Genomic DNA, 23,475 nt, shown 5'->3' on the forward strand with positions numbered 1-23,475 from the left:
CCGAGCAGGTCGCCGACGGCACGAGGAGGACGCATGGACGCCATCAGGGCAGGTTTCGCAAGGGCCGGGCTGGTCCGGCCCTTCGCCGGACGCTGGGTCGCCGGTGTGTGCGCGGGCGTCGGGGAGCGGATCGGCGCCCCGGCGTGGCTGCTGCGGGTGATCCTGGTGGCGCTCACGGTGCTGCCCGGCAGCGCGCTGCTCGTCTACGCGGCGCTGTGGCTGTGCATGCCGGACTCGTCGTGGGTGCCGCCCGCGCGCCGCTGACGCGACGCCCGTCGCCGCGGCCCGCGCGTCCACGGCGACGTCCGGTCCGTGGGTCCGAGCGGCGGGTCCGCCCGCCTTCGGGCACCCTGGACCGGTGGGTGAGGTCCGGGACATCAGGAGCGGCAGGCGGGGTGCGCCGCCGCCGCTCCTGGACGACAGCATGGTGGTGACCGCGGAGCGCAGCGCGCCGCGCGCGGCGCGGCACTGGGTGATGCGCTCCGTGGCGGGCGTGGGCGTCGGGGGGGCGTCCAACCAGGTCATCGAGCTGCTGACGGGTGAGCTGGTCACGAACGCGGTGACCCACGGCCCCGCGGCGGCACCCGTGCAGGTGGACGTGCGCGTCGACGGCGCCGTCGTGCGGGTGGCCGTGACGGACGAGGGCGAGGGCACGCCCCGGCTGCAGCACCCGGAGCCGACGGCGCCCAGCGGGCGCGGCATGGCCCTCGTGGCGGCGCTGGCGTCGGCCTGGGGCTCGGCCCGGCGGCCCGGCGGCGGCACCACGGTGTGGTTCGAGGTCGACACCGACGCCTGAGCCGGCGCCCGCACCACCGTGCGGGGTGACCTGCCCCACGCCCGGGGCGTGGCCTGCGTCTTCGCGCGGGCCGGACCGGCATGTCCGATGTGCGTCCCCCCGGGGCGGGCGATACGTTCGACCCGGACGATGGCGAGGTCCGCCCGGCGCGTCGAGCGACGCGCGGCCCGGCCGTGCGACGCGCGGCGGGTACGACGGGCGGCGAGACGAACGGGGGGTGGCAGGCGATGACCGACAGCGGCAGCGTGGCCACGCGCACGCCGGCGACGGCGGCGGGTACCGGGACGGACGGGGCGGACCAGCTCCCGCGGATCACCGCGGAGGTCCGTGAGGACGGCACCGGGCAGATCTCGGTCGACGGCGTCGTGCAGAAGATCGCCGCCCGCGACCTCGCCGAGGCCGGTGCGACCATGACGGCGCGGATCGCCGCGATCGCGACGGACGCGGGGCAGGCCCTGCCCGTCGAGGTGCGCGACCCCGACGGCCTCTGGTCGCTGCTCATCCACCCCGACGGCAGGGTCGACGAGGCCCCCGACGCCGACGCGGTCACGGGGGCGACGCCCACGACGCGCGGTCCCGTGCCGGCGGGTGCGGCACCGGCGGCACCGGTCGCGGCGCCCGCGCCGCGCGCCGCGTCCGAGCCGCCGACGGGCACCGGCGGCACGTCGCTGCCCACGCTGGACGACCTGCTCGCCGCGCGGCACCCCGGTCACACGGGCCCGGCCGAGCACGGCTGGCAGCGGGCGGTGCGCCGCGTGACGTTCGGCGCGGTCAAGCCGCAGCCGGGCAAGGCGGAGCGTCGGCGACGGTCGGCGTCCGCCGCGGTGCGCCGCACCTTCGACGGCCCGCGCACCGTCGTCGTCGTCAACCCCAAGGGCGGTGCGCACAAGACGACCGCCACGATGCTGCTCGCCGCGACCTTCGGCCTCGAGCGCGGCGGGTACACCCTCGCGTGGGACAACAACGAGACCCGCGGCACCCTCGGCTGGCGGTCCCAGCACGGCGACCACACGAGCACGGCCGTCGACCTGCTGCGCGCGCTGCCGCACCTGCAGCGGCGCGGCACGCTGCGCATCGGGGACCTCGACGCGTTCGTCCGCACGCAGCGCCAGGAGCAGTTCGACGTGCTGGCGTCCGACGAGAACGCGGCCTCGGCGTCGAGCGTCGACGCCGAGTCGTTCCGGTCGCTGCACGGCGTGCTCTCGCAGTTCTACCGGGTGCTCGTGGTCGACACCGGCAACAACATGCGGGCGTCGAACTGGCGGGCCGCGGTCGACGCCGCCGACCAGCTCGTCGTGGTCTCGACGGTCCGCGAGGACACCGCCCAGTCCGCCGCCTGGGCCCTGGACGCGCTGCGCGCCACGGGGCACGAGGACCTGGTGCGGGAGGCGGTGACGATCCTGTCGGCCCCCGAGCCCAAGGTCGACAAGGACCTGCGGCTGCGGCTGGTCTCGCACTTCGGCGCCCTCACGCGCGCCGTCGTGGAGGTGCCGCACGACAAGGCCCTCGTCGCGGGCGGCCCCATCGAGCACGCGGCCCTGCGCCCCGCCACGCGGGACGCCTGGCTCCGGGCCACCGCGATGGTCGCCGAAGGGCTCTGACGCCGGGCTCGGCGCACCGGGTCGTGCGGGCGTGCAAGATCCGCACGGGTCGCGACACCACGAGGGTGAGGGTGCGTCCGCGCCCCGACCCGTGAGCACGCCGACGACCCCGGGAGGCCTCGTGCCGTCGCACCCCCCGCAGGACACCGCCGTGCGGCCGGAGGCGCCCGAGGTCGGCCCCGAGGTGCGCGTCGCCGCCGCGCGGGTGCCCCACGACGCCGCCTGGTTCGAGGGCGTCGTGCGCGCCCACGCGACCGCCGTGCACCGCTACGTGCGCCGCCGCGCCGCCGCCGTCGACTCCGACGACCTGACCGCCGACGTGCTGGCCGTCGCCTGGCGCCGCCGCGACGACGTCCCGGACGGCGCCGAGCTGCCGTGGCTGTTCCGCACCGCGGGCTTCGTGGTCGCGAACCACCGCCGCAAGGGCCGCCCGGTGCCCGTCGAGCACCTGCCCGAGGACGTCGACACCGACGACCCCGCCGTGCGTGCCGTGCGCGACGAGACGGTCCGGACGGTGCTGGGCGGGCTGTCCGCGCGCGACCGCCACGTGCTGCTGCTGCACGCGTGGGAGGGGCTCACGGGCGACGAGCTCGCCACGGCCCTGGGGGTGGGCCGCGGCGGTGCGGACGCCGCGCTGTCCCGCGCCCGCGCCCGCCTGCGGGAGGCGTGGGCGGCGCACGAGGCGCGCTGACCCGTCGTGCAAGACGACGCGGCCCCGGCACACAGGAGGGGTAGCAGGGGCAACCACGCCGGAAGGACGACCATGGACGACACCCGCACCCCGGGCGGCCCGGGCGACGACGAGCTCGTCGCCCGGCTGCGCGCCGCCGACCCGGCCGCCGACGCGACGCCGGACCTCGACCGTGTGCACGCCCGCCTGGCGGAGCAGACGGGTGTCCCGCTCGCCGCCACGCCGGCGGTGGCGGGGACGACGCCGGCCGACGCGCCCGACGAGCTGGCCGCGGCGCGTGCCCGCCGGCGCGGCCGCACCCGGTGGCTCCAGGTCGCGGCGGCGGCCGCCGCGTTCGCGGTCGTCGGTGGCGGCGGGTACGCCGTGGGCGCATCGGGCATGCCTGCCCCGGCGTCCGACACCGCGTCCGACCTGGCCGACGCCGCCGCGCCCATCACGCTGCCCGGGGCGGGGGGCGCGGCGGCGGACGCCCCGGAGGCCCTCTCCGGCGCGTCCACCGAGGACGCGCGCATGATCGCCCCCGGGTTCGGCGGGCGCACCGTGTTCTCCGGCGACGGACTCGGCACCGAGGGCGCGTCCGCGCACGCCTGGGCGTTCGACGCGGCGGCCGTGGTCGGCGCCGAGACGGCGGCACGCGTCGCCGCGACCCTGGGCGTCGACGGCGAGCCGCGCCTCGAGTGGGGGCAGTGGGTCGTCGGCCCCAACGACGGCACGGGCGCGACCGTGACGCTCTCCGTCGACGGCCAGGCGTCCGTGGGCTTCTACGACCGGGCCTGGGACCCGACGGTGTGCACCGCGTCCGCGGACGACACCCTCGCGGAGGAGGGTGAGGTGGGTGCCGACGAGCCCGGCACCGACGCCGCCCCGATGCCCGTCGACCCGGCCGAGCCCGACCCCGCCGACCCGAGCGTCTGCGACCCGGCCAGCACGCCGACGGGCGACGCGGCCGTCGAGCGGGTGCGCACGCTCCTGGCCGACCTCGGCGTCGACCCCGCCGGGTACGCCTTCGAGGTGTTCGAGGACACCGGCGTCGAGGGCCTGGTCTCCGTGCAGGCGGCGCAGGTCGTCGACGGCACCCAGACCGGGGTCGCGTGGTCGGTCTCCCTCGCCGGCACCGGTGTGCAGTCCGTGTGGGGTGCGCTCGCGCCGCTGGTCGACCTGGGCGAGTACGACGTGATCAGCCCGGCCGCAGCGGTCGAGCGGCTCAACGACCCGCGGTTCGGCGCGTCCTACGGCGGCGTGGTGCCGCTCGCGGCGCGCGGGCTCGCGACGGCCGACCAGTCCCTGCAGGAGATGGCGGACGAGCAGGCCGTCGACCCGGAGGCCGAGCCCACCGTGCCGACCACGCCCGAGCCCGGGTCCGCGGTCGCGTGGCCCGTGCAGCAGGTCGAGCTCGTCGACGCCCGGCTCGGCGTCTCGCTGGTCACGCTGCCCGACGGCGCCGCCGTGCTCGTCCCCGCGTGGGAGCTCACCGACGCCGAGGGCACGCCGTGGAGCGTCGTCGCGGTGGCCGACGACCAGCTGGACCTCAGCCCGGTGGGCTGACGCGAGCCGGGGCGGGCCCCGGCACCGGGCAGGGCGGAGGGACGGACGCGGTGGAGGGCCGCGGACGTCCCTCTCGTCCGTCCCGGTGCGGGCACGTGCCAGCCCGCCCGGCCGTGCCGGTGCCGGGCCGTGCCGGTGTCGGGGTCCGCCCGTACGGTGGCCCCATGACCGACGCCCGGCCGCTGCTGCTGCTCGACTCCGCGTCCCTGTACTTCCGGGCCTTCTTCGGGGTGCCGGACTCCGTGCGGGCGCCCGACGGCACACCGGTCAACGCGGTCCGCGGGCTGCTCGACATGATCGCCCGGCTCGTCGTCGACCGGCGGCCCGCGCGCCTCGTGGCGTGCTGGGACGACGACTGGCGCCCCGCGTTCCGCGTCGCCGCCATCCCCTCGTACAAGGCCCACCGGGTGGCCCGGGAGGTGCCGGGCACGACCGGTGAGGAGGAGGTGCCCGAGGCGCTCGCGGCGCAGGTCCCGCTCATCGTCGAGGTGCTCGCGGCGCTCGGCGTCGCGCGGGTCGGGGCGCCGGGGTACGAGGCGGACGACGTCATCGGCACCCTCACGGCCCGCGAGGTCGCGCGCCCGGCGGCGGAGCGGTCGCCCGTCGAGGTCGTCACCGGCGACCGCGACCTCTACCAGCTCGTCGACGACGCGGCGCCCGTGCGCGTGCTGTCCACGGTCAAGGGGTTCAAGGACCTGCTGGTCGTGGACCAGGCCGTCCTGGCGGAGCGCTACGGCGTGCCCGACGGCCCCGGGTACGTGGACATGGCGGCGCTGCGCGGCGACCCGAGCGACGGGCTGCCGGGCGTGCCGGGCGTGGGCGAGAAGACCGCCGCCGCGCTGGTGCGCCGGTACGGCTCGCTGGCCGGGGTGCTCGCCGCGCGCGACGCCGCCGACCCGGGCCTGACGGCCACGCAGCTGCGCCGGCTGCGGGAGTCGGCGGACTACCTCGCGGCGGCGCCGGTCGTGGTGCGCGTCGCGCAGGACGCCCCGGTCGGCGACGTCGTCGACGCCGTGCCGCGCACCCCGGCCGACCCCGACGCGCTCGTGGCGCTGGCGCAGCGGTGGGGGCTCGCGTCGAGCGTGCAGCGCGTCGTGGACGCGTTCACCGACCTCGACTGACCCGGTCCGACCGGGGCCCGGCCGGACCGGGTCAGGACGGACGGGTCAGGACCGACCGGTCAGGGCGTAGGGGCGGGGGCGTCGGCGACCCACACGTTCGAGCCGGCCTCGCGCCAGCCCTCGTCCGCGGGCGGGGCCTGCGCGCCGTCGGCACCCACGAGCACCTGCGAGCCGTCCTCGGCGGTCACCGTGACGGTCGCGGTGGGGGACGCGGCGGCGCACATGAACTGCGTCGTGTCGCCGTCGGGCACCTGGACGACGCACAGGCTGCCGTCGCCGCGCAGCGCGACGAAGTGGCGACCGGCCTCGGTCCGCACCGCGAACCGCGTCGTCAGCGGGTCGACGCCCGTGAGCGTGAGGTCGTCGGGGTCGAGCTCGTCGGTGCTCTCCTGCGCCCGGTCGAGGATCGCGACGGTCATCGTCGCGTCCTGGGCGTCGTCGCCGCCGCCGTTGGCGAGCAGCAACCAGGCCACACCGGCGACCACGAGGGCCGCGGCGACGACGAGCACCCTGCCGGCGCGGACGGGGCGGCTGCTGCGTCCCCCGGGCGGCGGGTCCTCGATCTGCCCGAACAGGTCGGTGTCGTCGTACGTGGTCACCCGAGCAGTATCGGGCCTCCGGGCCCCGTCGGGGGCCCCGTGCGCGTGTCGGATCGTGCGAAGTCGCGTCCGGGCGCTCACGCGTGGGGCGCGAGGACGTCGCGGACGCCGCGCTCCACGCGCTCCAGGTGCGCCGCGAACCAGCCCGGCGCGGCGCTCTCCCACTGCTGGGTGACGGCGGCGAGGGGGTAGACGACGACCTCGGGCTCGTCGTGGACGAGCACGATGTCGGTGCCGTACTGGTCGCTGCGCACGCACCAGCGCAGCCCGGGCAGGTGGGAGGCGATGAGGTCGCCCATCGCGACGCCGAACGCCTTGCCGAGCGGCTCGGGGTCGGGCCGGTCGTCGGCTGCGGACCACTGCGCGTGCACGCGGTCGAACAGCGCGGCCACGGCGTCGGCGTCGAGCGGCGCGTCGCACAGGTCGTGCAGGAGGGTGCGCTGCTGCGCGAGCCACACCTGCTCGGCCGCGTTGAGCGGCTCGACGGTGCGCCAGTCGGGGGACGCCACCGGCTCGGCCGCGGCGTTCGCGTCGGGCACCGCCGGGCCGGCCGGCTCCGCGGCGTCGTCGGATGCTCCGTCGTCGTCCGTGCCGTCGACGATCGTGCCGTCGTCGTCCGTGCCGTCGACGGGCGCGCCGGCGTCCTCGTCCGACGGTGCCGCACCCTCGGGCCCGTCGGGCAGCAGCTCGCCGTCCGCGGGGCCGTGGGGGCGCGGCACGACGTCACCCTCGCCCTTGCCTTCGAACACACCCATGCGGCCTACATCGGCCGGCACCGGCCGTCCCTTGACAGCACGGAGGCCGGTGTCGCCCGGACGGTCCCGGGCGGCACCGGCCTCCGTCGGCCGCAGGTGGCGTCAGCGCACGCGCAGCGTCTGCGTCGTCGCGGCCGGCAGGTAGCCGCCCTTGCCCTGGTAGAGGGCGCTGACGACCGTGGTCGACGTGGCCTTCGGCAGGGTCAGGGTGCCGACGCCGTCGGTGAGCTCGACGTCCGCGACCTTCTTGGTGCCGACGAGGACCTTCACCTTCCCGGTGGGTGCCGGGCCGCCGTCGGTGCCGGTGACGGTCACCGTGACCTCGGGCGTGGCGCCCTTGTCGACCCGCCAGGACTCCGTCGTCAGCGCGACCGTCGTCGTGGCGGGCGTGATGCGGACCGCGGTGGTCGCGCTCGAGCCCTTCACGTCGGCGGACCCGACGTAGACGGCCTTGAGGGCGTGCCGCCCGACGGCGAGGTCCCGCGGCAGCTCGAGCTGCGCGGTGCCGACGAGCCCGTCGACGGTGAGCTCACCGGTGGCGAGCACCGTGCTGCCCTCGCGGAGCTCGACGGTGCCCTCGGGCGCCCAGGTGCCGCCCTCGACCGTGACGGTCGCCGCGACGGCCGAGCCGTACGACGCCTTGGTCGGGTCGAGCTCGACGTCCGCCTCGGAGCGGCTCTGCGCGAGCGTCACCGTCACCGCCTCGGACGTCGACGCGGCCGCGGACGAGCCCTCGGGCGCGAACCGTGCCGCGAGGGCGTGCTCCCCGGCCCCGACCTTCGTCGTGGTGAGGGTGGCCGTGCCGCCCTCGACGTCGGCGGTGCCGAGCTCGGCGTCGCCGTCGAGGAAGGTCACGGTGCCGGCGACGTCCGTCGGGGTGACCGTCGCGGTGAGGACGACCTCCTCGCCGGCCCGCTTGCCGGCCTCGACCTCGAGGGTCGTGGTCGTCGCGGTGGGCGCGGTGGCCTTCACGTCGACGACCTGGGCGCGCTCGCCCGCCGTCGGGTTGAGGTGGTGCAGCAGCAGGACCGACGCGTCGTCGGCACCCGGCCCGGCGTGGGCGGCGACGGTCGCGCCGTCGTACGCCTCCGACCAGGTCTCCTGGCCGATGTTCGACTCGAACCACACGGGCGGGTCGTACGGGTCGACCGTGAACGGCCCGACCTGGTCGACGGTCTGCCCGGAGAACGCGTACGAGCTGACCATGGCGGCCCACACGTCGACCTTCGTGCCCGGGTCGACGCCGAGGTCGGCGAGCGGCACGGGGAGCACGACGGTGCTGCTGTCGAACACGCCCGTCTCGACGTTCCCCGCGAACGGGGTCAGCAGGTAGGGCCCGCCGATGGTGTCGCCGGTCTCGACGTCGTAGGTGACGAAGACGCTGAGGTCGGTGTCGGCGAGCTTGTACGCCTGCGCCCCCACGTCCGGAGTGCCGTCGCCGTCCACGTCGACGTACGCCGTCGGGTAGAGGTTGAGCCCGAGGGCCGCCCAGTCCCCGTCGGTCGCGATGCCGACGGCCAGCGTGCCCGTCTTCTTCGGGTCGCCGCCCGCGGCCGTGACCTCGGGTGCGGTCGAGGCCCAGCCGACGTGCCGGATGTCGCCGGCGCGCAGCGTCGACGCGGACGTCTCGAAGCCGGGGATCTCCTCGAGCTTCGGGGAGTCCGCGGCGTGCACCAGCGGCGTGACGAGGCCGAACCAGCCGTCGGAGACGACGTCACGGCCCTTCAGCGCGAGCGTGCCGGTGCCGTCGGTGCCGAGCGTCAGCGGCGCGGCCGCCTCGAGGTCGGTCGTCGGGCGCGGCGTGCCCTGCACGGGCACCCGCCACTCGGCGTCGCCGGAGGTGAGGACGAGCCGGCCGGCGACCTGCGACACGTAGTCGCGGGGCACGCCGGAGTTCGTGGCCTCCTGCGTCGGGTCCATGTCACGGGCGACGGTCGCCGGGTCGGCGGTGAACGTCAGCGTGACCAGGCCCGTGCCGCCGGCCCGCACCCGCAGCGTCGCCGGGGACGCGGTGATGGTCGCGCCGCCCGCCGTGGTGCTGGTGGTCACGGACGTGCGGTACGTGCGCGTGGTGGAGCCGGTGTTCTGCACGGTGACCGTCTTGCGCACGGTCACGGGCTTGTCGGCCAGCGGGACGACGCCGAAGCTCACGGACGTCTGCACCGGCGAGGCGCTGTTGTAGACCAGCGTGTCGGTGGTGACGGCGGCGAGGGTGTCGACGCGGCCGGAGCCCACGCGCTGGGGCCCGTAGGCGAGGTCGCCGCCGGGCTCGGTGGTGACGTCGTGGGTCGCGGTGTTCACGATCGCGGCCTTGACCTGCGACGACGACCAGCCCGGGTGCGCGGCGCGCACGAGGGCGGCGATGCCCGCCACGTGCGGCGACGCCATGGACGTGCCGTTGTTGGACTGCCCGCCCGTGCCCGAGCCGACGTTCGCCGAGACGATCTGCTGACCCGGCGCGGCGACGTCGGGCTTGGCCCAGCCGAGCGAGCCGTGCGCGCCGCGCGAGGAGAACGAGGCGAGCGTGTCGGGGGCGACGTCCTGGCGGGTGGCGATGGCCAGCGACGGGCCGATCTTCACCGACAGCGTGCCGGCCTCGATCTCCGGCAGCAGGGCGTCGGTCGTGGCGGCGGTCATCTGCGCACCGGGGATGGCCGCGTTGCCGGCGATCCCGGCGGCGAAGATGGTCTCCTCCGTCGGCAGCAGCACGCCGACCGCACCGGCGGCCGCCGCGTTGTTGAACCGGGCGCCCGAGCCGCAGCGGCGGGTGGAGTCCTCGTCGTCCCACCACAGGTAGGCGATCTTGCCGGCGACCGCGGCCGCCTGCTCCGCGGTGAACGCGGTGCAGCCGTCGAACGTCTCGCCCACGTACGCGACCGGGGCCGTGACGTCGGCGGTGCCCGCGTAGGAGATCGAGTTCTGCGCGGCCTGCAGGCCGAGCAGGTCGGCGTCGGACGCCTCGGTGACCTCGACGGCGTCGAACGCGATGTTCGCACCGACGGACGCGGCGACGGTCAGGCCCGCCGGGCCGTTGCCGGGCGAGCCGCCGATGTCCTCGACGTCGCCCTCGTTGCCGGCCGACAGCACGACGACCGTGCCGAGGTCCGTCAGCTCCTGGATCTGCAGGCTCTCCGGGTCGTCCGCGGGGGAGCCCGACGCGCCGAGGGAGAGGTTGAGCACGTCGAGGCGGTCGGAGAAGTCCCCGTCGCCGTTCGGGTCGGCCGCGTGGTCGAGCGCGAGGCCCGTCAGGCCGGTCGAGCCCGCGACGTCGCCGAACACCTTGAGCGCGTAGAGCTTGGCCAGCGGGGCCACGCCCGGGCCGATCGGCCAGTCGAGGACCGACTCGAGCTCGGGGTAGTCGCCGCGGAACGTCTCGCCGTCCTCGGTGACGCCGAACCCGGCTGTCGTGCCGGCCACGTGCGTGCCGTGCCCGTTGACGTCGATGGGGTTCTCGTCGGGCACGGGCACCAGCTCGGCGCCCTCGCCGCCCGCGTCGTAGGTGGTGCCGGCGAAGTCGTGGCCGCCGATGTACTTGTCGGGGTCGAACGCGTCGGCCGGCACCGGGCCGGTGCCGTTCTCGCCGTACGCGGCCTCGTAGGCCTCGGTGGTGCCGGGGCCGCCGAAGTCGGCGTGCGTGTAGTCCAGGCCGGTGTCGATGATGCCGACGGTGACGTCCTCGCCGAGCACCCCCGTGTCCTGCCAGGTGGCCAGCGCGCGCGTGAACTCGTCCTGCGCGGCGTTGTCGATCGTGCGCTCGGCGACCCGCCGCACGGCGACGACGCCGTCCTGCTCGGCCAGCGCCCGGATCTGGGCGGCGTCGCCGACGACCAGCGCGCCGGAGACGAGGTTCGTCGTCGTGGCGATGCGCTTGGGTGCCGCGCTGCGCGCGTTGGCGGACGTCAGCTCCTGGGGGACGACGTCCTGCGCGACCGCGGTGGTCTCCTCGGCGGCGGCCAGCACGTCGGCCGCGTCACCGCCGTCGTCCGCGACGTCGACGCCCGCGGGGGTGTCGAGCTGGACGAACGCGGTGACCGTGCCGCTGGCCTCGGCCAGGGCGTCGGCGACGGGCGCGGACCCCTCGACGCTGAGCTCGGCGGAGGCGAGGACCTGGTCGGCCAGGTCGCTGGTGGGTGGGGCTGCGGTGGCCGACGTCGACCCCACCACGGCGGTGGCGAGGACGACGGAGACGGCAGCGAGAGAAGCGAGAGCACGACGTGGCATGGGCTCATCCCGGGGTCGACGGACGCGCGGATCTGTCACGGCCATCCGTGCCGCATGTCACAGTCGGACGGTCGCCCGGTGAACGGTACTGAGCAGTAGGTCATTCGTCACCCCTTGGGCGCGAATCCGTCACTCGTCCTTTTCGTCGACCCCGCCCCGGTCCGGGCGAATGGGGTGATAAGGGGCTGCTGCCGCCCGTGCCAGGCCCGCGTCAGGCCGGGGGCAGGGGCTCCGCGGGCGGGGCGGCGTGCCGGCCGCGCGCGCGGTCGGGCGCCGGCACGACCGGGATCTGACCCGTCGCGGCGGCCATCGACGGCTGGTGCGACGCGACCACGGGCAGCTGGCCCGTGGCCGTGCTCGCGACGAGCGGCAGCTGCCCGGTGGCGGTGCCGACCGGGAGCGAGCCGCCGGACGCCGCCGGCGCGAGGTGCGTCGGCACCACGGGGAGCGACCCGGTGCGCGCCAGCTCCCCGGGGGGTGAGGCGTAGCGGGGCTTGCGGCCGGGGCGGCGGCGGAAGCGCCGCTCCTCGACACCCTCGAGGGTGCTGGCGCGCCACACGGCGCCGCCGTTGAGCCGGCCGTCCGGCGGGGGCAGCCACGGCACCTTGCGCGAGAGCCAGACCCGGATCGTCGCGTGCTCGACCCCGAGCCGGCGGGCGAGCCGCGCGATGTCGTAGAGGTCGGGCAGGCCGCCGCCGTCGTCGGGGTCCTCGGCGTCCGTGAAGGCCGCGGCGGGCGCGGGCAGCACGGGAGCCACCGGCGCGGGCGGGGCGGCGGCGAGGTCGAAGGACGGGGACGTGGCGGGCTCGTACGGTCCGGGCACGGCGTCAGCGTAGTGGCTCCGGACCCCCCACGTGTGACGAACGCGTGACAGATGTCCACAACATCTTCGCCTGTGGAAACGCTCAAGTGCACTGGGCGACCGTCCGACTCACATAACGTGTATCGCGTGAGTGACAGATTGCCGAGCGCCCGGCGTCGGTCGGGCGGCAGGCACGCTGCCCCCCGTCCGACCCCCGCCGCCGTCGTGCTGCCCTACCTGGGCAAGATGACGCGCGTCCCCACCCGCGTCGCACAGGGAGGCGTCGCCCTCGGGCTGATGCTGAGCACCGGCGCCGTCGTGGTGACCGCCGACGCGGACGAGACCACGACCGTCGCCCCCGAGACGGTCGACACCCTCGCGCGCGCCGTCGCCCAGAACCAGGGCGACGCCTACATCGCGATGCTGCAGAACCGTGCCGTCGACGCCGCCTCCAGCGTCATCGTCACCGCGAGCGACGTGCGCGCCGACGCCGAGGAGGCCGCCGTCCCCGCGGACGCCCTGGCCGAGCTCGACGCCGCGACCGCCGAGCTCGAGGCCGCGCTCGCGGCCGTCGGTGCCACCAGCACCCTCGACGAGGTCGTGGACCGCACCGCCAGCGCCTCGCGCTCGGTCGACCGGTCCACGGACGCCCCCGCGGCCGAGCCCACCGCCGCCGCGGACCCCGCCGGCACCACGGTCGCCGACGCACCCGCCGCCTCGACCGGCTCGGTCACCTCCGACGCCGCCACCGCCGTGGCCCTGCCGTCGACGGTCGAGGACCCCGAGACCTCCGAGCTGCTCGCCGCGCTCGACCGCGTCACCCAGGCCGCCGCCGAGGTCCGCACCTCCACGCAGGAGGCCGTCGAGGCCGCCGCCGCGCAGAAGGCCGCCGAGGAGGCCGCCGCCCAGAAGGCCGCGGAGGAGGCTGCCGCGCAGAAGGCCGCCGAGGAGGCCGCCGAGGCCCAGCGCGCCGCCTGGAAGGCCTCGCTGCTCGGGTACGACAACGGCTACATCCCCGACTCGGCGCTCTGCTCGCCGTCGTTCGACGGATCGGTGCGGCTGCGGTGCGACGCCGCCGAGGCGCTCGAGGCCCTCGACGCCGCGTTCTTCGCCCGGTTCGGCGCCCACCTCACGGTCTCCGACTCCTACCGGTCCTACTCGGCGCAGGTCGCGTGCCGCGCGGCCAAGGGCTCGCTGTGCGCGCTGCCCGGCACGTCGAACCACGGCATGGGCCTGGCCGTCGACCTGGGCGGCAACGTGCAGAGCTTCGGCACCGCCCAGCACGACTGGATGCTCGCGAACGCCTCGGCCTACGACTGGGAGCTGCCCAGCTGGGCGCGGATCACGGGCAGCAAGCCCGAGCCGTGGCACTGGGAGTACATCGGCTGACGCGGGCGGCCACCACGGCCGTCCCCGCCACGCCGACCGCCGGCGTCACCCGGACGGGGGGTCGGTCCTACGATCGACGCATGAGCGCGTCCTCGTCCGCGGGCCGGCGCGAGCCGCTCGTCGGCCGTGCGGCCGAGCTCGACGACCTCGACGAGGTGCTGTCGACCGTCACCACGGGCGCCGGTGCGACCGTGCTGCTCGAGGGTGAGCCCGGCGTCGGCCGGTCACGGCTGGTCGAGGCGCTGCAGGGCTCGGCCCGGCTGCTGGGCGTCGACGTCGTCAGCGCCCGCGGGCACGATCCCGGCACGCCGTACGCGCTCCTCGCCGACGCGCTGCTGCGCCGCGACACCGGGCCCGCCGCGCCCCACGCGCGCGGACCGGTGGTCGCCGAGCTGACCGCGCTCCTCGACCGGGTGCCGGCCGGGCCGTCGGCGGCGCCCGCGCGGCACGCCCGCGCCGAGGAGCTGTTCACCGCCCTGGTCCGCCGGCACGGCGACGACGGCCCGTGGGCGCTGGTGCTCGACGACCTGCACCTGGCCGACGCCCCGTCGCTCGCGCTGCTCGCGCACCTCGCCGGCGACGGCGTGCTCCCGCACGCCCTGACGGTCATGACGCTGCGCCCGGTGCCGCGGCCCGAGCTCGCCGCGCTCGTCGCCGCCTGGACGCGGGCCGGTGCGCGCTACCTCGAGGTGCGCCCGCTGAGCATGTCGGCGTGCGTCGAGCTGGCCCAGCACCTGGTCGGCGCGCCCGTCGGGCCCGCGCTGCGCGGGGTCCTGGCCACCACGGGCGGCAACCCGCGCCTCGTCGTCGACGTCGTGCACGCGGTGCAGGCGTGCGGGGCCCTCGAGCCGCGCGGCGGCGGCGTCGACCTCGTCGGCCAGTCGTGGAACGACGAGCTCGACCGGGTCGGGCGCTCGCACGTGCAGGACCTCGACCCCGCGGTGCGGCACGTGCTCGGGCAGGCGTCCGTGCTCGGCACGTCGTTCGTCGTCGGGGACCTCGCGGCGCTGACCGGGCTGCCGCTGACGGACTGCTGGCGCACGCTGCGGCACGGGCTGGCCGCGGGCGTCGTGCACGCGCGCGGCGACCGCCTCGTCTTCCGGCACGACCTGGTGCGCACCGGGCTCTACGGCGGGCTGGACCCGACCGCGCGCCGCGCCCTGCACGCCCGTGCCGCGTGGGCGCTGCGCGAGGCCGGCGCCCCGTCGTTCGTGGTGGCCGCCCACCTCGAGCGCGCCCGCTGACGGTGCCGCCGCACCCGGCACCGGGCGCGCGCGGCGGGGTCCGCGCCTAGGTTGGGACGTGCGCCCGCGTCGGCGGGTGCACCCCGTTGGACGACAACCTTGGAGGCGCCATGCCCACGCGTACCGCTCGCACCGCCTGGAACGGCACGCTGCAGGAGGGGTCCGGCCAGGTCGAGCTCACCAGCTCGAAGGTCGGCACGTACGACGTCTCGTTCCCGCGCCGTGCGGCCGACGAGGCCGGCGGCGTCACCAGCCCCGAGGAGCTGATCGCGGCCGCGCACTCGTCCTGCTACGCGATGCAGCTCTCGGCGCTGCTCGGCGAGAAGGGCGGCGTGCCGCAGTCCCTGGAGGTCTCGGCGGACGTGACGCTCGAGCCCGACCCGGCCGGCGGCTTCCGGATCAGCGGCATCGCGCTGACTGTCCGCGGCGAGGTCGACGGCGTCGACGCCGCCGGGTTCGCGGAGGCCGCCGAGGCCGCGAAGGCGACGTGCCCGGTGAGCAAGGCCCTGACCGGCACGCAGATCACGCTCGACGCCGCGCTCGAGTCCTGAGCACCGCCGGGGCGCGCGGCCGCCGCGCGCCCCGGTGGCGGGACCTCGGTCCCATGAGGTGAGGCTTGCCTCTCCTACGGTCGACCCATGGACCTGTGCACCTGCGGGCCGGGCGCCGACGCCCGTGTCGTCTCGGTCGACCTCGACGACGCGGTGCGGCACCGCATGCACGAGCTCGGGCTGCGGCCCGGGGCGCGGGTGCGGGTCGTGCAGCGCACCGTCGCGGGCGGCCTCGTCGTCGCGCTCGGCGCCGACCGGTTCGGTCTGGACGCCGCGACGGCTCGGCGGGTCGAGGTGGAGGCCGCGCAGCCCGCCGCAGCGCCGTCCACGACGCCGTCCTCGGCGACGGGGGACGCGTCGTGAGCTGCCACGAGCCCGGCGGCCCGGCGCCGACGGGTCCCGCCACCCCGGCGGGTGCGGTCGCGACGCTCGACGAGCCGCTCGTCGTCCTCGTCGGCTGCCCCAACGTCGGCAAGTCCTCGCTGTTCAACACCGTCACCGGCGGGCGGCAGCGCGTCGTGAACGCCCCCGGCACCACGGTCGAGCTCGAGCTCGGTGCGTGGCGCGGCGTCGCCCCGGGCGGGCGGCCCGCCCAGGTCGTCGACCTGCCCGGCACGTACTCGCTGCTGGCCCGCACGCCGGACGAGGAGGTCGCGGCAGCCGCCGTCACGGGCGAGCAGGGCCTGCGTCGGCCCGACCTCGCGGTGGTGCTCCTCGAGGCGGGCGCCCTGGCCCGGTCGTTGTCCCTGTACGCCCAGGTCGTCGCCCGCGGGGTGCCCGTCGTCGCCGCGCTCACGCTCGTCGACGTCGCCGCCGACCGTGGCGTCGTCGCGGACGTCGACGTGCTGGCCGCCCGGCTGGGCGTCCCCGTCGCACCGGTGCACCCGCGCAGCGGCCGTGGCGTCGAGGCGCTGCGAGACGTCGTCGCGGCCCGCCTCGCGTCGTCGCCGTCGGTGCCCGGGCCCGTCGGGCCCGCCGCGGGGGACCACGAGGGCCGGGCCTCTGTGCCCGACGGGCCGCCCCTCGACCCCGACGACGTCGAGGCGCTGTTCGCGTGGGTCGACGACGTCACGCACGCCGTCGCCGGCCCGCCGCCCGAGCCCGTCCTGACCTGGTCCGACCGCGCCGACCGTGTGCTGCTGCACCCGGCCGCGGGCGTGCCCGTGCTGCTCGCCGTGCTGTGGGCGCTGTTCCAGCTCTCGACCGCGGCCGCCGCACCGCTGATGGACGCGGTCGACGTGCTGGTCGGCCAGGGCCTGGCCCCCGCCGTCACGTGGCTGCTCGGTGCCGCGCACGCGCCCGCGTGGGTCACCGGGCTGCTCGTCGACGGCGTGCTCGCCGGCGTCGGCACGGTCCTGACGTTCGTGCCGCTCATGGCGCTGATGTTCGTGGCGGTCGCGCTGCTCGAGGACTCCGGGTACCTGGCCCGCGCCGCGTTCGTCGCCGACCGCGCCATGCGCGCCATCGGCCTCGACGGGCGCGCGGTGCTGCCGTTCGTCGTCGGGTTCGGCTGCAACCTGCCCGCGCTCGCCGCCACCCGCACCCTCCCGCACGCCCGCCAGCGCCTGCTCGTCGGGATGCTCGTGCCGTGGACGTCGTGCCCGGCCCGCCTGACCGTGTACGTGCTGATGGGGAGCGTGTTCTTCCCCGGGCGGGCGGGCACCGCGGTGTTCGTCATGTACCTCGCCAGCGTCCTGCTCGTCGTGCTCGGCGGCCTCGTGCTGCGCCGCACCGCGTTCCGCGACCTGCGCCGCGAGCCGCTCGTGCTCGCCCTGCCCGCCTACCAGCGCCCCCGCGCCCGGGCGATCGTCGCCGCCGCGTGGGCCAGGGTGCTCTCGTTCGTGACGCGCGCCGGGCGCGTCGTCGTGGTCACCCTCACCGCCATGTGGCTGCTGCTGGCCGTGCCGGTGGCGGGCGGGCACGCCTTCGGGGACGTGCCGGTGGAGGACTCCGCGTACGGGCGCGTCTCCGCGGCCATGGCCCCCGCGTTCGCGCCCGCCGGGTTCGGCGACTGGCACGCCTCCGCCGCGCTCGTCACCGGGTTCGTCGCCAAGGAGGTCGTCGTCGGCTCGTTCGCGCAGTCCTACGCCGTCGCCGAGCCCGCCGACCCCGCGCACCCCGGCGACCTCGGCGCCCAGCTGCGTGCCACGCTCGAGCGCACGTCCGGCGGCCACCCCGGCGCCGCGGCCGCCGCGTTCATGGTCTTCACCCTCGCGTACACCCCGTGCCTGGCCACGGTCGCCGAGCAGCGCCGCCTGTTCGGGCTGCGGTGGACCCTCGGCGGCGTCGGTGTGCAGCTCGGCGTCGCCTGGGTGCTCGCCGTCGGCGTCTTCCAGGTCGGGGCCCTGCTGTGACCCGCGGGAGAGGGGCCCTGCTCGACGCGGTCCTCGCCCGCACCGCCGCCGGCGAGGGCCCGGCCCGCGTCGCCCGGTCCCTGGGCGTCGACGTCGGCCTCGTCGAGGTCGTCCTCGACCACGCCACCCGCACCGGCCGCCTCCCGCTCGCCCCCGCCGGCGCGACCTGCGGCACCTGCACGCCCCGGCCCGCCTGCGCCGGCTGCCCGGTCCAGGCACGCACCTGACCTGCACGACCCCTCCACGACACGGCAGGACCGACGTCGGGTCGCGCGGCGTAGCGTGACGACCGTGCGGCGCTGACGCACACCTCGGGCCGACGTCGACGCAGGGGGAGCACGCGATGGCTGACGAGCGAGCACGTGTCCTGCGGGGTGTCGTCGCGGTGCTGGGGGTGCTGGCGCTCGCGGTCCAGCTCGTCGTGCTGCCACGGACGGCGGCCGCCGCCGCTGCGCGGTACCCCGAGGTCGCGCACCTCGAGGCGCCCTACCTGCTGGCGACCGTCCTCGCGGTCCTGGCGCTCGAGATCGCGCTGGTGGCCGCCTGGATGGCTGCGCCGGGAGCGTCCGCCGGCGCGGCCCGGTGGATCGACGTCGGGGCCGTCGGCCTCGTCGTCTCCGCGCTCCTGCTCGTCCTGGTCCTCGCGCACGCCGGGTTCGTCGAGAACGTCGGCGGCCCCCCGGTCCCGATCGGGATCGTCCTGCTCCTCGGCCTGGCTGCCGCGGTCCCACCGCTGCGGCGGGCCGCCCTCGCGCACCTGGCGGGCACCGGGGCGTCCGCGCGCGCCTGACCGGCCCGCGCCGGGGCGCTGCGCGCCGACGCCACGTGGACGGGGTGCCGGGGTCCCAGGGCGGTGGTGCGAGACTGCCGCACGTGGCTGTGACGACAGGGACCACCGACGTCAGGGACGTCGTGCACGCGCTGCGCGACGCCGTGCGCGGCGACGTCGACGACTCCACGCGCCGACGCGCGGAGTACTCGACCGACGCCTCCAACTACCGCGTCGTCCCGCAGGTCGTGGTGTTCCCGCGGGACACCGACGACGTGCTGGCCGCGCTCGCGGTCGCCCGGGAGACCGGGACGCCGCTGACGTCGCGCGGCGGCGGCACGTCCGTGGCGGGCAACGCCGTGGGCCCGGGCGTGGTGCTCGACTTCTCCCGGCACGTCAACCGGGTGCTGGAGATCGACCCCGAGGCCCGCACGGCCCGCGTCGAGCCCGGCGTCGTCATGTCCCACCTGCAGGCCGCCGCGGCCCCGCACGGGCTGCGCTTCGGGCCCGACCCGTCGACCCAGGCGCGCGCGACCCTCGGCGGCATGATCGGCAACAACGCGTGCGGGCCGCGGGCCGTCGCGTTCGGGCGCACCGCGGACAACGTGGTCGACCTCGACGTCGTCGACGGCACCGGGCGCCGGTTCACCGCCCGCGCCGGTGCGGGGGCGCTCGACGTGGTGCCCGGCCTCGACGCCCTCGTCCGGTCCCACCTCGACGTGATCCGCACCGAGCTGGGCCGGTTCACCCGGCAGGTCTCGGGGTACTCGCTGGAGCACCTGACGCCCGAGGGCGGCACCGACCTGGCCAAGGCCCTCGTCGGCACCGAGGGCACCCTCGTCACGCTGCTGGGCGCGACCGTGCGGCTCGTGCCCGTGCCGTCGGCACCCGTGCTCGTCGTGCTGGGCTACCCCGACATGCCCACGGCCGCCGACGCCGTGCCCGCGCTGCTCGCGCACCGGCCCCTGGCCGTCGAGGGCATGGACGCCCGGCTCGTCGACGTGGTCCGCCGTGTCAAGGGCGCGTCGGCCGTGCCCGACCTGCCGCCCGGCGCCGGCTGGATGATGGTCGAGGTCGGGGGCGACACCCTCGACGAGGCCCTCGCCACCGCGCACGCGCTCGCCGCCGACGCCGGCACCGACGCCGTCGCGGTGTTCCCGCCCGGCCCGCAGGCCGCCGCCATGTGGCGGATCCGCGAGGACGGCGCCGGGCTCGGCGGCCGCACCCCGTCCGGCGCGCAGGCGTGGCCCGGGTTCGAGGACTCCGCGGTGCCGCCCGACCGGCTCGGCGGGTACCTGCGCGACCTCGAGGCCCTCATGGCCGACCACCACGTCGACGGCCTCGCGTACGGGCACTTCGGCGACGGCTGCGTGCACCTGCGCATCGACATGCCCATGGAGCGCTCCGGCGACCCGCTGCGCGCGTTCATGGAGGACGCCGCCCGCCTGGTCGCCTCGCACGGCGGCTCCTTGTCCGGCGAGCACGGCGACGGCCGCGCGCGCTCCGAGCTGCTGCCCGTCATGTACTCGGCCCGCACCATCGACCTGTTCGGCGCCGTCAAGGACCTGTTCGACCCGCGCGACCTGCTCAACCCCGGCGTCCTCGTGCGCCCCGCGGCCCTCGACGCGGACCTGCGCCGCCCCGCCGCGAGGTCCCTGCTCGCGTCGACCGGTTTCTCGTTCGGGCACGACGGCGGCGACATGACCACGGCCGTGCACCGCTGCGTCGGCGTCGGCAAGTGCCGCGCCGACACCCGCGCCACCGGCGGGTTCATGTGCCCGTCGTACCAGGCCACCAAGGACGAGAAGGACTCCACCCGCGGCCGCGCCCGCGTGCTGCAGGAGATGGCCAACGGCACGCTCGTCTCGCGCGGGTGGTCCTCGCCCGAGGTCCACGACGCCCTCGACCTGTGCCTGAGCTGCAAGGCCTGCTCCTCGGACTGCCCCGCGGGCGTCGACATGGCCCAGTACAAGTCCGAGGTGCTCCACCGCACCTACCAGGGCCGCCTGCGCCCCGTGAACCACTACGCCCTCGGGTGGCTGCCCCGCTGGGCGCGCCTCGTCACCGGCGTACCGGGCCTGGCCGCCCTGGCCAACGCGGTGCTCGGCATCCGCCCCGTCGCGAAGGCCGTCCTCGCCCTCGGCGGCATGGACACCCGCCGCAAGATGGTGCGGTTCGCCCCTGTGCCGTTCCGCGCCTGGGCCCGCCAGACCGGCCGCCGCTCCGGCGACGTGCGCGTCGTGGGCAGCCGCGACGCCGCGACGGTCGAGCTGCCCGCCGCCACGACCGGCACCGACGGGACCCCGGCCACGACCGGCACGCAGGCCCGCCCGCCCGTGCTGCTGTGGACCGACTCCTTCAGCGACACCCTCGCCCCGACCGTCCCGCACGCCGCCGTCGCCGTGCTCCGCGACGCCGGCTACGACGTCCTCGTGCCCGACCACGACGCCTGCTGCGGCCTCACCTGGATCAGCACCGGCCAGCTCGACGGCGCCCGCCACCAGCTGACCCACCTGCTCGAGGTCCTCGGCCCCTTCGCCGTCAACGGCATCCCCATCGTCGGCCTCGAACCCTCCTGCACCGCCGTGCTGCGCAGCGACCTGCTCGACCTGCTGCCCGACGACCCCCGCGCCGTCGCCGTCGCCCGCGAGACCCGCACCCTCGCCGAGCTCCTCACCGCCCCCGCCCCGATCGGCCCCGGCGACCGCTGGCAGCTGCCCGACCTGTCCGACGTCACCGCCGTCGTCCAGCCCCACTGCCACCACCACTCGGTCATGACCTTCACCCCCGACCGCCAGCTCCTCACCGCCGCCGGCGCCACGTTCTCCGCGCTCGCGGGCTGCTGCGGCCTCGCCGGCAACTTCGGCATGGAGAAGGGCCACTACGACGTCTCGGTCGCCGTCGCCGAGGGCGCCCTCCTGCCCGCCCTGCGCGACGCCGCCCCCGGCGACGTCTACCTCGCCGACGGCTACTCCTGCCGCACCCAGGCCGAGCAGCTCGCCGGCGTCCAGGGCGTCCACCTCGCCGAGCTCCTGGCCTCCCACCTGCCCCGCGCGGACGCCTCCGAGCCCACGGCGTGAGCGTCGACGTCGGCGTTCACCGCCTGAGGTTCGCGAGTGCGCGCCTCTGGGCAGCCGTCTGGTGGGTGTTCGCCGCGGTGGTGCTGCTCGCCGTCGTGGACTACGTGACGATGTTCCTCAGCGCGGCCGTGCCCACGTGGGCCTGGGTGATCCCCGCCGAGGGTCTCCTGCTCGCCGCGGCGTCCGTGGCGGTGGTCGTCGACGTCGTGGCGGCCCGTCGCGCGCGGGGCAGACGATGGTGGGACACCCTCGCGGACGTCGTCGCTGCGGTGCTGGTGGGCGTGTGGGTCGCGCTGCTCTGGCGCGTCGTGGCGGGGGGATGCCTCGTCGAGGAGTGCGCGGCCGTGCCCGTCTGGGCGCGCCTGTTCGTCGTGGTCCCTGTCGTGCCGCTCGGGGGACTCACGCTGATCGGGGCCCTGGTGCGACGCGGAGCCCGAGAGCGGGGCTGAGCAGGCGGCCCGTGGCGGTGGTGAAGCCGTCAGGGGGTGCCCAGGGCACGCGAACAGCGACCCGAGCTCCGAAACTGCCGTGCCTTGAGCTCCGGAACTGCCGTGCGTCGGTCTCGGAGACTGCTTGCCCGGTGTGCTGCCTCGTCATGCAGGAGGCATCAGCGCGAGGAGCTCGGCGGCGCGCTGGCGGGCGGAGATCCACACGGGGTGCTGGGCGAGGGCCGCGTCGTCCCAGAGACCGTCTCCGGGTGGCGCCGCAAGGCTGTCGTTGAGCTGCTCGACGGCTGCCACGACCGCGGGGGCGAGCCGGACGCCAGCGCGCTCCATAGCGTCGTTGACGCTGCGCAGAGCGATGTCGAGGTCGAGGTCGAGGGCGAGCTCGTCCGGGACGGCGGCCCCGGCAAGCTGTTGCCGCTGTCGTTCCGGCGGCAGCGCCAGGTTCGTCAGGGCGTCGCGCAGAAGTGGGAACGAGGTGGTCACGCATCGACCCTAGGGTCGCGTCTCGTCCTGCGGACGATCGGCGGTGACCGGACCGCGACGACCCTGCTGGCACGAGTCGGGTCCTCTGCCGCAGGCCGGTGGCCGCGACCTGCGGCGGTGGAGCGACAGGCGACGTCCACCCCGAGGAGCACGCCTGGTCGGTGATGTTGGGCGAGGTGCGTTCGACTCGTTTGGATTCTTTGGATTCTTTGGAGAGGGGTCCCGGGGCTCGTCCTGACGTGCATCGATCCGGCCCCTGCGCGCCGGGGTCTCGTCACTCCGGGCGGGTGCGGGCCAGGACGAGGGCGATGACGCGGGCGTCGAGGTCGGGGTCGCCGGCGCCGAGGAGGGCGTGCAGGAAGAGGCCGTCGCCGACGAGCTGGACGAGGCGGGACGTCACGGGGTCGTCGATGGTGCGGCGCAGGCCGGCGGCCCAGTCGTCGAGGTAGGAGGCCAGGCGGGCGCGGGCCGGGGGGTGCGTGCCGAGCAGGCGCAGCGCGGCCAGCAGGGTGCGCTCCTCGGGGCTGTCGGCGGACTGCGAGCCCTCGAGGAAGAAGCGGGCGGCGGCCTCGGGCTCCGGGGGAGTGGCGGCGTCCGCGGCGGCGGCGCCCGCGCTCAGGCGGTCGAGCAGGCCGGTGAACAGGTCGTCCTTGGAGCGGAAGTGGTACAGCAGCCCGCCCTTGGAGACGCCGGCGCGCTGGGCGACGCCGTCGAGGGTGGCGCCGGCGGGGCCGGAGTCGAGGAGGACGTCCTGGAGCGCGTCGAGGATGCGGTCGCGCGTCGAGGCCATGGGCGACCAGCGTAGTGACCGTGGCGGCGCCCGATGACGGGACCCGGGGCCGGGCGGTGACGGAGGACACCCTGGCGGGAGCGGCCGCCCGTTGCTACTGTACCGACCGGACGGTATAGCCGTGGTGGGTCGCTCGACCCCCGCCCGGCGCGCGGGAAGGGACCCGCGCCGCGCGCTGCGTCCCCCGGAACCCCGCCCGGTCACGCGGGAGACCAGGACGAGGTACACCCGTGCTCAC

21 protein-coding genes are annotated in these 23,475 nt (G+C 76.5%); 15 read left to right on the forward strand and 6 right to left on the reverse strand.

Features of this window, described 5'->3' with window-relative positions:
• Positions 1-33 precede the first annotated feature (33 nt).
• The 6 genes from BKA21_RS13270 to BKA21_RS13295 all read left to right on the forward strand — a co-directional run bounded on the left by BKA21_RS13270 (position 34) and on the right by BKA21_RS13295 (position 5,754).
• Positions 34-264, forward strand: a complete 231-nt coding sequence (locus BKA21_RS13270; protein ID WP_140459554.1) for a PspC domain-containing protein — start codon at positions 34-36, stop codon at positions 262-264.
• Between the two features lie 160 nt (positions 265-424).
• Positions 425-796, forward strand: a complete 372-nt coding sequence (locus BKA21_RS13275; protein WP_140459555.1) for an ATP-binding protein — start codon at positions 425-427, stop codon at positions 794-796.
• 227 nt (positions 797-1,023) lie between these two features.
• The gene (locus BKA21_RS13280; protein ID WP_239072817.1) at positions 1,024-2,397 is read left to right on the forward strand and encodes a MinD/ParA family ATP-binding protein; all 1,374 of its coding nucleotides are present in this window, start codon (positions 1,024-1,026) and stop codon (positions 2,395-2,397) included.
• Between the two features lie 121 nt (positions 2,398-2,518).
• Entirely contained in the window at positions 2,519-3,088 is a 570-nt protein-coding gene (locus BKA21_RS20205) for an RNA polymerase sigma factor (protein WP_239072816.1), read from the forward strand.
• Positions 3,089-3,160: 72 nt separating this feature from the next.
• A complete protein-coding gene (locus BKA21_RS13290) occupies positions 3,161-4,633 on the forward strand; it encodes a hypothetical protein (RefSeq protein ID WP_140459556.1) in 1,473 nt (490 codons plus the stop codon).
• A gap of 164 nt (positions 4,634-4,797) precedes the next feature.
• Positions 4,798-5,754 (forward strand): 5'-3' exonuclease, encoded by a 957-nt coding sequence (locus BKA21_RS13295; RefSeq protein WP_140459557.1) that lies wholly within the window; start codon positions 4,798-4,800, stop codon positions 5,752-5,754.
• Positions 5,755-5,813: 59 nt separating this feature from the next.
• Here the strand turns inward: BKA21_RS13295 and BKA21_RS13300 are convergent, their stop codons facing one another.
• The 4 genes from BKA21_RS13300 to BKA21_RS13315 form a co-directional block, all read right to left on the reverse strand.
• Positions 5,814-6,353, reverse strand: coding sequence for a hypothetical protein (locus tag BKA21_RS13300; protein WP_140459558.1), 540 nt, complete (start codon positions 6,351-6,353; stop codon positions 5,814-5,816).
• Between the two features lie 77 nt (positions 6,354-6,430).
• Complete coding sequence (locus BKA21_RS13305) at positions 6,431-7,108, reverse strand: DUF3806 domain-containing protein (protein ID WP_140459559.1); 678 nt, start codon at positions 7,106-7,108, stop codon at positions 6,431-6,433.
• 102 nt (positions 7,109-7,210) lie between these two features.
• Positions 7,211-11,329 (reverse strand): S8 family serine peptidase, encoded by a 4,119-nt coding sequence (locus BKA21_RS20000; RefSeq protein ID WP_140459560.1) that lies wholly within the window; start codon positions 11,327-11,329, stop codon positions 7,211-7,213.
• A gap of 211 nt (positions 11,330-11,540) precedes the next feature.
• Positions 11,541-12,152, reverse strand: coding sequence for a hypothetical protein (locus BKA21_RS13315; protein WP_140459561.1), 612 nt, complete (start codon positions 12,150-12,152; stop codon positions 11,541-11,543).
• 225 nt (positions 12,153-12,377) lie between these two features.
• On the opposite strand from BKA21_RS13315, the gene BKA21_RS13320 reads away from it, so the two are divergent.
• The 9 genes from BKA21_RS13320 (at position 12,378) to BKA21_RS13360 (ending at position 21,967) form a co-directional block, all read left to right on the forward strand.
• Positions 12,378-13,520 (forward strand): M15 family metallopeptidase, encoded by a 1,143-nt coding sequence (locus tag BKA21_RS13320; protein ID WP_179625377.1) that lies wholly within the window; start codon positions 12,378-12,380, stop codon positions 13,518-13,520.
• A gap of 80 nt (positions 13,521-13,600) precedes the next feature.
• The gene (locus BKA21_RS13325) at positions 13,601-14,764 is read left to right on the forward strand and encodes an AAA family ATPase (RefSeq protein WP_140459563.1); all 1,164 of its coding nucleotides are present in this window, start codon (positions 13,601-13,603) and stop codon (positions 14,762-14,764) included.
• Positions 14,765-14,874: 110 nt separating this feature from the next.
• On the forward strand, positions 14,875-15,315 hold the full coding sequence (locus tag BKA21_RS13330) for an OsmC family peroxiredoxin (RefSeq protein ID WP_140459564.1): 441 nt from the start codon (positions 14,875-14,877) through the stop codon (positions 15,313-15,315).
• A gap of 87 nt (positions 15,316-15,402) precedes the next feature.
• The gene (locus BKA21_RS13335) at positions 15,403-15,678 is read left to right on the forward strand and encodes a FeoA family protein (protein WP_140459565.1); all 276 of its coding nucleotides are present in this window, start codon (positions 15,403-15,405) and stop codon (positions 15,676-15,678) included.
• Complete coding sequence (gene feoB, locus BKA21_RS20210) at positions 15,675-17,669, forward strand: ferrous iron transporter B (RefSeq protein ID WP_140459566.1); 1,995 nt, start codon at positions 15,675-15,677, stop codon at positions 17,667-17,669. The genes BKA21_RS13335 and feoB overlap by 4 nt, the downstream gene beginning before the upstream one ends.
• Positions 17,666-17,896, forward strand: a complete 231-nt coding sequence (locus BKA21_RS13345) for a hypothetical protein (RefSeq protein ID WP_140459567.1) — start codon at positions 17,666-17,668, stop codon at positions 17,894-17,896. The genes feoB and BKA21_RS13345 overlap by 4 nt, the downstream gene beginning before the upstream one ends.
• A gap of 116 nt (positions 17,897-18,012) precedes the next feature.
• On the forward strand, positions 18,013-18,459 hold the full coding sequence (locus BKA21_RS13350) for a hypothetical protein (RefSeq protein WP_140459568.1): 447 nt from the start codon (positions 18,013-18,015) through the stop codon (positions 18,457-18,459).
• A gap of 83 nt (positions 18,460-18,542) precedes the next feature.
• On the forward strand, positions 18,543-21,518 hold the full coding sequence (locus BKA21_RS13355; protein WP_140459569.1) for an FAD-binding and (Fe-S)-binding domain-containing protein: 2,976 nt from the start codon (positions 18,543-18,545) through the stop codon (positions 21,516-21,518).
• On the forward strand, positions 21,515-21,967 hold the full coding sequence (locus BKA21_RS13360) for a hypothetical protein (protein ID WP_140459570.1): 453 nt from the start codon (positions 21,515-21,517) through the stop codon (positions 21,965-21,967). The genes BKA21_RS13355 and BKA21_RS13360 overlap by 4 nt, the downstream gene beginning before the upstream one ends.
• 144 nt (positions 21,968-22,111) lie before the next feature.
• On the opposite strand, the gene BKA21_RS13365 is transcribed toward BKA21_RS13360, so the two are convergent.
• Together BKA21_RS13365 and BKA21_RS13370 are read right to left on the reverse strand one after the other, a co-directional pair.
• Positions 22,112-22,447 carry a hypothetical protein gene (locus BKA21_RS13365; protein WP_140459571.1) on the reverse strand — a complete coding sequence of 112 codons (336 nt, stop codon included), beginning with the start codon at positions 22,445-22,447 and terminating at the stop codon, positions 22,112-22,114.
• A gap of 274 nt (positions 22,448-22,721) precedes the next feature.
• The gene (locus BKA21_RS13370; RefSeq protein WP_140459572.1) at positions 22,722-23,237 is read right to left on the reverse strand and encodes a TetR/AcrR family transcriptional regulator; all 516 of its coding nucleotides are present in this window, start codon (positions 23,235-23,237) and stop codon (positions 22,722-22,724) included.
• Positions 23,238-23,475: the final 238 nt, after the last annotated feature.

This window comes from Cellulomonas oligotrophica (genome assembly GCF_013409875.1).
GTDB lineage: Bacteria > Actinomycetota > Actinomycetes > Actinomycetales > Cellulomonadaceae > Cellulomonas > Cellulomonas oligotrophica.